The 8,920-nt window shown below is 69.3% G+C and carries 9 protein-coding genes; 3 read left to right on the top strand and 6 right to left on the bottom strand.

Going from position 1 to position 8,920, the window contains the following annotated elements; translation table 11 throughout:
* Window positions 1–43 precede the first annotated feature (43 nt).
* The 4 genes from ABZU46_RS29490 to ABZU46_RS29475 are packed head-to-tail and all read right to left on the bottom strand — an operon-like array spanning window position 44 to window position 3,448.
* The gene (locus ABZU46_RS29490; RefSeq protein WP_354862866.1) at window positions 44–1,015 is read right to left on the bottom strand and encodes an amino acid ABC transporter permease; all 972 of its coding nucleotides are present in this window, start codon (window positions 1,013–1,015) and stop codon (window positions 44–46) included.
* Window positions 1,012–1,719: an amino acid ABC transporter permease gene (locus ABZU46_RS29485; protein WP_354862864.1), complete on the bottom strand. Its 708-nt coding sequence runs from the start codon at window positions 1,717–1,719 to the stop codon at window positions 1,012–1,014. Before ABZU46_RS29485 ends, ABZU46_RS29490 begins: the two co-directional genes overlap by 4 nt.
* 41 nt (window positions 1,720–1,760) lie before the next feature.
* Window positions 1,761–2,636, bottom strand: a complete 876-nt coding sequence (locus tag ABZU46_RS29480) for a glutamate ABC transporter substrate-binding protein (protein WP_354862863.1) — start codon at window positions 2,634–2,636, stop codon at window positions 1,761–1,763.
* A 56-nt stretch (window positions 2,637–2,692) separates the two neighbouring features.
* Window positions 2,693–3,448 (bottom strand): amino acid ABC transporter ATP-binding protein, encoded by a 756-nt coding sequence (locus ABZU46_RS29475; RefSeq protein WP_354862861.1) that lies wholly within the window; start codon window positions 3,446–3,448, stop codon window positions 2,693–2,695.
* A 193-nt stretch (window positions 3,449–3,641) separates the two neighbouring features.
* On the opposite strand from ABZU46_RS29475, the gene selD reads away from it, so the two are divergent.
* Both selD and ABZU46_RS29465 read left to right on the top strand, forming a co-directional pair.
* Window positions 3,642–4,631 (top strand): selenide, water dikinase SelD, encoded by a 990-nt coding sequence (gene selD / locus ABZU46_RS29470; RefSeq protein WP_354862859.1) that lies wholly within the window; start codon window positions 3,642–3,644, stop codon window positions 4,629–4,631.
* Window positions 4,632–4,870: 239 nt separating this feature from the next.
* Window positions 4,871–5,350: a hypothetical protein gene (locus tag ABZU46_RS29465; RefSeq protein WP_354862858.1), complete on the top strand. Its 480-nt coding sequence runs from the start codon at window positions 4,871–4,873 to the stop codon at window positions 5,348–5,350.
* Window positions 5,351–5,428: 78 nt separating this feature from the next.
* Here ABZU46_RS29465 and ABZU46_RS29460 read toward each other — a convergent pair whose 3' ends face one another.
* Window positions 5,429–5,686, bottom strand: coding sequence for a DUF2277 family protein (locus ABZU46_RS29460; RefSeq protein ID WP_354862856.1), 258 nt, complete (start codon window positions 5,684–5,686; stop codon window positions 5,429–5,431).
* A gap of 56 nt (window positions 5,687–5,742) precedes the next feature.
* Here ABZU46_RS29460 and miaB point away from each other — a divergent pair, with 56 nt between their 5' ends.
* Window positions 5,743–7,242: a tRNA (N6-isopentenyl adenosine(37)-C2)-methylthiotransferase MiaB gene (gene miaB, locus ABZU46_RS29455; RefSeq protein ID WP_354862854.1), complete on the top strand. Its 1,500-nt coding sequence runs from the start codon at window positions 5,743–5,745 to the stop codon at window positions 7,240–7,242.
* 46 nt (window positions 7,243–7,288) lie between these two features.
* On the opposite strand, the gene ABZU46_RS29450 is transcribed toward miaB, so the two are convergent.
* Window positions 7,289–8,665 (bottom strand): cellulose binding domain-containing protein, encoded by a 1,377-nt coding sequence (locus ABZU46_RS29450; protein WP_354862853.1) that lies wholly within the window; start codon window positions 8,663–8,665, stop codon window positions 7,289–7,291.
* Between the last annotated feature and the right edge of the window lie 255 nt (window positions 8,666–8,920).

The raw sequence follows: 8,920 nt of genomic DNA, 5'->3' as shown, positions 1-8,920 counted from the left end.
CCTCCAGGACGCCGGGCTGGCCCTTCTGCTTTCGAGCTGAGCGTCAGGAGCCTCCGCCGGCACCCTCGGCCTGAGACATGAGCGCCGCGGGAGGCGGGTTCTGCGCCGGGGTGCCCGCGGTCTTGCGGCCCCGGGAGAGCCGGCGTTGGACGTACTGGGCCACCTTCGACAGCGAGTAGTTCACCACGATGAAGAGCACGGCGATCACGACGTACACCTGGATCGGGTTGCCCAGCACGCCGATGATCTGCTTGCCGATGTTCAGGGTTTCCTCGTAACTGATGATGAACCCCAACGAGGTGTCCTTGAGTACCACAACCAGCTGGCTGATGAGTGCCGGCAGCATGATCCGGAAGGCCTGCGGCAGCAGGATCATCCGGGTGGTCTGCGTCGGGGACAGCCCGATGGCTGCGGCGGCCTCGGCCTGACCGCTCGGCAGCCCCTCCATGCCGGACCGGAGAATTTCGCCGATCACCACGGAGTTGTAGATCGTGAGGCCGATGACCAGGTACCAGAGGTTGTCAAGGTAGAGGCCGAACTCGGGGAAGCCGCGGGCCACGAAGAAGATGGTGAGCACGACGGGTAGGCCGCGGAAAACCTCGACGCAGACACGGGTTACCGCCGACAGCAGCGTGCTCAGCCCGCGCAGCAGGTACGCAATTGGAGTTGCCATGCCGGCGTAACGGAGCCGGGTCAGGCTCTTGAGCTGGATCCGGAGTACGGCGAGCAGAGTGCCCACTATCAGTGAGGTCACGATGGCCAGTGCCGCTGCGATCAGCGTGTTCTTGAAACCGAGGCCGATCCGATGCCACACCTGGGAGAAGTTCTCGTTGGAGGGGTCGACCAGCGGCCCCCACAACTCCATCGACAGCTGGCCCTTCTCGTCCAACGGCCGGTAGATCAGGAAGTAGGCCCCGACGAGCAGGACCAGGCCGGCGAAGATGCTGCTGACCAGCGTGATCCGCCGCTGCCGAGGCCCGGGGATGTCGTAGAGGACGCTGGTCTGCTGACTCATCGGGCCACCGCCTGTCGCTTCTCGATCCGGTCCAGCAGGGCGCCGAGTGGCACAGTCATGATCAGGTAGCCGACCGAGACGCCGATGGCGACCGGGATGAACGCGTAGCCCTCGGCCCCGGTGAGCTGGTCAGCCGTGGCGGAAAGGTCGCCGACCACTCCAAAGAAACCGGCCAGCGCGGAGTTTTTGATCATCGCGATGATCACCGAGCCGAGCGGCACCACCGACGCCTGCCAGGACTGCGGCAGTACCACGTGGCGCAGGTTCTGGCCGAAGGTCAGACCCAGCGACCGCGCGGCTTCTGCCTGGCCGGCGGGCACCGCGTTCACGCCGGACCGCAACGCCTCGCAGACGAACGCGGCGGTGTAGAGCACGAGGGCGATCAGCGCGAACCGGAAATACGGCAGGTCGGTGCCGAGCCGGCTGAACAGCGAGTCGAGCACCGGGATGCGGAGGAAGTCCGCGTTGGAGCCGAGCGCTGGCAGACCGAAGGCGGCGAAGAACATCACCACGGTCAGCGGCATGTTACGGAAGACGTTCACGTACGTGGTGCCGAGCGCGCGCAGCGGCGGCACCGGGGAGATGCGGAGCACCGCGAGGATCCCGCCCAGGATGAGGGCGCCAATCGCGGCGAGTACGCAGATCTGGAGGGTGAGCCAGAAACCACCCGCAAAGACGTCGAACTTGTCGATGAGCACGTTCACGGGTCGGTGTTCCTCCCCACCCTCCAGATCGAAGGATCAGATCAGTAGCGGTTGATGGTGGGCGCCGAGCCCAGTTCCGCGCCGAACTTGCCAGCGGTGTCGTCCCAGGCCTTCTTCCAGCTGCCGTCGGCGACCGCCTTGTCCAGGGTGTCGTTGATGAAGCTGCGGAAGTCGGCATCTTCCTTCTTCACCCCGATGCCGTACGGCTCCTTGGTGAAGTTGTCGCCGGCCAACTTGAAGGAGGCCTCGTCCTTGGCGATGTAGCCGAGCAGGATCACATTGTCCGTGGTCACGGCGTCGACCTGGCCGCCCTTGAGGGCGTCACGGCACTTGTCGTAGGTGTCGAAGAGCACCAGCTGGGTGCCCACGTCCTTGACGTACTTCTTGATCGTCTCGGCCGGGGTGGAGCCGGTCACCGAGCAGACCTTCTTGGTGCCGTCCTTGAACGAGTCCGGCCCGGTGATGGTGGTGTCGTCCTTCTTGACCAGGATGTTCTGGCCAGCCTCGTAGTACGGGCCTGCGAAGGCGATCCGCTCCTTGCGCTTGTCGTTGATCGTGTACGTCGCGGCGACGAAGTCGACGTTGCCGTTGACGATCACGTCCTCGCGGACCTTCGAGGGGGCCTCAACCCACTCGATCTTGTCCTCGGGGATGCCGAGCTCCTTGACGATGATCTTGGCGATCTCGACGTCGAAGCCCTCCGGCTTGCCGGACAGGCCCTTCAGACCGAAGCCGGGCTGGTCGAACTTGGTGCCAACCTTGATCTTCTGGGCCTTGTTCAGCTTCTCCATGGTGCTGCCGGCGGCGAAGGACTTGCTGCCAGCACCGGTGTCCCCGCCGTCGTCGCCACCACAAGCGGTGAGGCCGAGCGCCAGAGCGGCGACCGCGGCGACTGCCGCAACGCGCTTGATACGCATACTCTTCTCCTTCTTCAACGGAGCCCACCGAGTACGGCGCGCTCCACTACGGACGCCTAGTGCGTGAGGATCTTGGAGAGGAAGTCTCGGGCCCGCTCGCTGCGCGGGTTCGCGAAGAACTCCGCTGGCGGGGCATCCTCGACCAGTTGCCCGTCGGCCATGAAGATGACCCGGTTGGCGGCGTGCCGGGCGAAGCCCATCTCGTGGGTGACCACGACCATCGTCATGCCGTCACTGGCCAGCGAGGTCATCACGTCCAGCACCTCACCGACCATCTCCGGGTCCAGGGCGCTGGTCGGCTCGTCGAAGAGCATCGCCTTGGGCTGCATGGCCAGGGCGCGGGCGATCGCTGCCCGCTGCTGCTGACCGCCGGAGAGCTGGGCCGGGAACTTGTCCGCCTGGTTGGCGATGCCGACCCGGTCGAGCAGGGCCAGGCCGCGCTCGCGGGCAGCGGCCGGCTTCTCCTTGCGGACCTTGATCGGGCCGAGGGTGACGTTCTCCAGGATGGTCTTGTGGGCGAAGAGGTTGAAGGACTGGAAGACCATGCCCACCTCGCTGCGCAGCTTGGCGAGGGGCTTGCCCTCGGCCGGCAGCGGCTGGCCGTCGAAGGTGATGGTGCCGGAGTTGATCGGTTCCAGTCGGTTGATGGCGCGGCACAGCGTCGACTTGCCGGAGCCGGACGGGCCGATCACCACGACCACCTCGCCCCGACCCACCGACAGCGAGACGTCGTCCAGCACGTGCAGCGGCCCGAACCACTTGTTGACCGCGTCCAGCACGATGAGCGGTTCGCCCGTCGTCACGTCGTCCACCGTCCCTGTCGTCTCCCGGATCGGGGTCGGTTGACCCCCGGTTGGGCAACTGTAGGCGGCGTGATGTGGCGGAACGCAACTCAGTTGGTCACGGAGCGGTAACACCGGTCCCGATCGTTGTCGGGGGTCCGATTTTGGTCACCACCGGGCCGCAACGGTGGCGTCGAGACCGGCTTGTCGAGATCATGGGGGGATGACGGAACCGGTACGGCTGACCCGTTACGCGCGCGGCGGTGGCTGCGCCTGCAAGATTCCGCCGGGCGAGCTGGAGGTCATGGTGGCCGGTCTCGGCCCGGCCACCGGCACCGCCGAGCTGCTGGTCGGCCTGGACCACGGCGACGACGCCGCGGTGGTCCGCCTGAACGAGCGGACGGGCCTGGTCAGCACCGCGGACTTCTTCACCCCGGTCGTCGACGACGCGTACGACTGGGGGCGCATCGCCGCGGCCAACGCGTTGTCCGACGTGTACGCGATGGGTGGCATCCCGCTGGTGGCGCTCAACCTGCTCTGCTGGCCGCGCGACGTGCTGCCGCTCGAGTTGGCGCGCGAGGTGCTGCGCGGCGGTCAGGACGTGGCCCGGGAGGCGGGTTGTCACCTGGCCGGTGGGCACAGCGTGGACGACGACGGCCCGAAGTACGGCCTCGCGGTCACCGGCACCGTGCGCCCGGAGGAACTGATCACTCTGGACGCCGGCCGGGCCGGGGTGCCGCTGTCGCTGACCAAGCCGCTCGGGGTGGGCGTGCTCAACACCCGGCACAAGGCGACCGGTGAGAGCTTCCCGGAGGCGGTCGCCTCGATGAGCGCCCTCAACCGGGACGCTGCGCGGGCGGCGGTAGCCGCCGGTATCCGGTGCGGCACCGACGTGACCGGCTTCGGCCTGCTCGGGCACGCCTCGAAGCTGGCCCGTGCCAGCCGGCTCACGGTGGCCATCGACACCGCCCGGGTGCCGTACCTGGCCGGCGCGCGGGAGGCGCTGCGCGACGGGTACGTCAGCGGCGGCAGCCGTCGCAACCTGGAGTGGGTCACGCCCTGGACGGATTTCGGCGCGGCGGACGAGGGTGAGCGGTTGCTGCTGGCCGACGCGCAGACCTCCGGCGGCCTGCTGGTCGCCGGTGAGCTGCCGGGCGCGCCAGTGGTGGGCGAGCTGCTGCCCCGCGGGGAGCACCTGGTCGTCCTGCGCTGACGGACAGCGCGGCGCGGCCCGGACGCAGTGCCGGGACACGCGGTCCCGGTGGTGCGGATGGCGCACGATAGCCGATAAACTGTCACCTTCCCGCTACTCCGAGCAATGCCGCTCAGGGAAATTTTGCCCGGAATGGTCACAGACCGGTAACTTGCCCCCGGCTGGGGTCAAATGCCCCCCACCATCGTCAGTAAGGCCCGATCCGGAGGCCGGTGGGACGAACGCAGCGAGGAGGCGGAATGACCGAGCTGTGGAACTGGAGAATCGATCGGGTACGACCCGTGGAGGTCTACCCGGCGCTGGCCGAGGCGCTCGGTCGGGTGGTGATGCCGCTGGCAGTGGCGGACCCGGCCCGGCTGCCGGCGTACGCGGTGGTGTGTGACGTCTGGCAGGCGCCGGGCGAGTTCTCGACGGTGGTCGACTGCTACGGGGTGCCCGACCGGCTCTCCGAGCACGCCAGCATCGCCGCGCTGGCCCGACTGCTGGGCCGCAACTGCCTGCTGCGCGACGACACGCTCGACGCTGGCCGGCACCTGCTCGTCGCACCGGACGGGACGGTCCGCCCGGTGCACTTCGACGTCCGGGACACCGACGACGGCGAGGTGCTCAGCCGAAAGCGGCTGTGCACGCTGGGTGACCCGGGCTGCCGGGGCTGGTCGCAGTGTCACCGCTCGCGCTGGGCTCCCGACACCGTCGCGCCGGTGCTCGCCGCGGCCTGACCCGGTGCCCAGCCGGCCGGGCCGAGCCGGGGCCGGTGCCCGTGCCGGTGCGCCGAAGAGGCCGGTGCGCCGAAGAGGTCAGCCGCGCCCGGTGGCGGCGGTGGCCGGCCGGTCGGCGGCGCTCGACCCGCCACCCCGCACGACCAGCTGGTCGAGCAGGGTGCGGGTGGCCTCCGTCACGGCGGCCACCGCGGCCTCGAACGCGGCGGCGTTGTGCGCGGCGGGCGCCCGGAAGCCCGAGATCTTCCGGACGTACTGCAACGCCGCCGCCTCGATGTCCGTGTCGGTCACCTGCGGGGTGAACGGCTCCCGCAACGTCTTGATGCTTCGGCACATGTCGGGTGCTCCTCGGTTCGGGGTGATCCGGCCGACCCGGATACGCTGTCCTGGTCATGACTACCGCAGCGGCGGGCAGCCCGCGCACCTACCAGGTGCGCACCTATGGCTGCCAGATGAACGTGCACGACTCCGAGCGCATCTCCGGCCTGCTCGAACAGGCCGGCTACGTGCGCGCGCCCCAGGCCGACGACACCCCGGACATCGTCGTCTTCAACACCTGCGCGGTGCGGGAGAACGCGGACAACCGTCTCTACGGCAACCTCGGTCATCTGCGCCCCGTGAAGGACAAGCACCCGGGGATGCAGATCGCCGTCGGTGGTTGCCTGGCGCAGAAGGACCGCGGCGAGATCGTCCGCAGGGCGCCCTGGGTGGACGTGGTCTTCGGCACGCACAACATCGGTGCCCTGCCGGTGCTGCTGGAACGGGCCCGGCACAACGCCGCCGCCGAGGTGGAGATCCTGGAGTCGCTGGACGTCTTCCCGTCCACGCTGCCGACCCGCCGCGAGTCCACGTACGCCGGCTGGGTCTCGATCTCGGTGGGCTGCAACAACACCTGCACGTTCTGCATCGTGCCCGCTCTGCGCGGCAAGGAGAAGGACCGCCGTCCCGGCGACATCCTCTCCGAGGTGCGCGCCCTGGTCGACGAGGGCGTGCTGGAGGTGACCCTGCTCGGGCAGAACGTCAACTCCTACGGCGTCGAGTTCGGTGACCGGTACGCGTTCGGCAAGCTGCTGCGCGCCTGCGGCGAGATCGACGGGTTGGAGCGGGTCCGGTTCACGAGCCCACACCCGAAGGACTTCACCGACGACGTGATCGCCGCGATGGCAGAGACGCCGAACGTCTGCCACTCGCTGCATATGCCGTTGCAGTCCGGCTCTGACGACGTGCTGAAGGCGATGCGCCGCTCGTACCGCTCCGAGCGCTACCTGGGGATCATCGAGAAGGTCCGTGCGGCGATGCCGGACGCGGCGATCACCACCGACATCATCGTCGGCTTCCCCGGCGAGACAGAGGCCGACTTCCAGCGCACCCTGGACGTGGTGCGCGAGGCCCGGTTCTCCTCGGCCTTCACCTTCCAGTACTCCAAGCGCCCCGGCACTCCCGCCGCGACGATGGACGGCCAGTTGCCCAAGCAGGTCGTGCAGGAGCGCTACGAGCGGCTGGTCGCGGCCGTCGAGGAGATCTCCTGGGCGGAGAACAAGCGATTGGTGGGGGAGCCCGTCGAGGTGCTGGTCGCGGTCGGCGAGGGCCGCAAGGACGAGCGGACCGGGCGGCTCTCCGGCCGGGCCCGCGACGGCCGGCTCGTCCACTTCGACGCCGGCAGTTTCGCCGGGTCGATCCGGCCCGGCGACATCGTGCACACCGCAGTCACGTACGCCGCGCCGCATCACCTCAACGCCGACGGAGCGCCGCTGTCGCACCGGCGCACGCGGGCCGGCGACGCCGCCGAGGCGGGCCGCTCCCCGCGTACCCCCGGGGTGTTGTTGGGCCTGCCCACGATCGGCGCACCGGCGGTCGCGCCCGCGCCCACCGGCGGCTGCGCCGCGCACTGACCCCGGCCGGGGCCCGCCGGCACGGCGGACCCCGACCGGCCCACGGTCAGACCGTGATCCGACCGGCGCCGGCGCCGGCCGTCACGATGGACTTGACGGTGCTCGCCGTGTCCAGTTGGTACGAGTACGGGATGCTGGCGACGCTGCCGCCGGTCTGCCCGGCCGGCGAGTTGACGAAGTAGTTGTTGCGGGCGACCAGGCGGCCCGGCCCGGAGTCGGCCTCGCCGAGGTGGTACGTGTCCGGGACGTTCTCGAAGTAGTTGCCCTCGACGAGCACCCCGGCGTTCTCGGTGGAGGCCACGCCGTAGCCGGTGTTGGCCCGGTAGTAGTTGTTGTAGACGTGCACCGGGTTGCCGAAGCGCACCCGCGGGTTGCGCTGCTTGCTGCCGTCGAACCAGTTGTGGTGGTAGGTCACGCGCAGGTGGCCGGTGTCCTGCGCGCCGTTGTCGTCGCTGTGGCCGAGCAGCATGGTCTTGTCGTGGTTGAAGACCCGGTTCCACGACACCGTGACGAAGTCCGACCCGCGCTTGATGTCGACAGCGCCGTCGTACCCGTTGCTGAAGGTGTTGTGGTCGATCCAGATGTTGGTGGCCGACTCCTGCACGTTGATCGCGTCGTCGTTCCAGTCCCGGAAGGTCAGGTTCCGGATGATGACGTTGCGGTCACCGCTGACGTTGAGTCCGCAGCCGACGATTGTCGCGCCGGAGTTGCCGAGGATGGTCTTGTTCGACCGGACGCGCAGCATCCCCGAGCAGGAGATGGTGCCGGACACCCGGATCACCGCCGACCCGGTCGCGTTCAGCGCGCTGGTCAGCGCCGAGGCGTTGGTGACGGTGGTGGCCGGTGCGCCGCCACCGCCGGTGGTGCCGCCGTTCTGGGTGGCCCAGCCGACCAGGCCCGTCTGCGGCGGGACGCTCGGTGGAGGATCGCTGGGGATCGGCGGGGTGGTCGGCGTGCCCGGTGTGGTCGGCGTGCCCGGAGTGGTCGGGGTGGTGGTGCTGCCGCCGGTGCAGGCGACGTTGTTCAGGGTGAAGCTGGTCGGGGCCGGGTTGCTGGAGTTGTTCCAGCTCGCGTTGAAGCCGAACGAGGCGCTGCCGTTGGTGGCCAGGTTGCCGTTGTAGTCGACGTTGGTGGCGGAAACCTGAGCGCCGCTCTGTGTGACGGTGGCGCCCCACGCCTGGCTGACCTGCTGGCCGGCCCCGTACGACCAGCGCAGCGTCCACCCGGAGACCGGGTCGCCGAGGTTGGTGACCGTGACGTTGCCGGTGAACCCGCCCGGCCACTGGCTGGCGACCGAGTAGGCGACCTGGCAGCCGGCGGCCGCCTGGGCCGAGACGGCGGTCAGGAGCCCGCCGGTGACCAGGGCCGCGGTGGCGGCGGCGGTGGTGGCGAGCAGCGTCATCCGACGCTGTGATGTGCGCATGCTGCTTCCTCTCGATGAGGCGGACGGACCGTCGCGACGCCCATGCCCGTGGGCGACGAGGTAGGCCGGGACCCATGGCTCCCGGGCCCGCCGGTGCAGTTCGGTGAAAGCGGCTCCCGCGCTCACGCCGGCCACTGCGGAGGCAAGCGCTTTCCCGATGAGAACATAGAAGCACCTGGATGTAAATGCCCGGGGTGGCCGGCGCCCACCCCCTGGGCCCCCGCCCCCCCCCCGCCACACCCGCCGGCCCCCGTT

Source organism: Micromonospora sp. NPDC005197 (assembly GCF_040608295.1).
Lineage (GTDB): Bacteria > Actinomycetota > Actinomycetes > Mycobacteriales > Micromonosporaceae > Micromonospora.
This window is presented reverse-complemented; position numbering and strand designations above follow the sequence as displayed.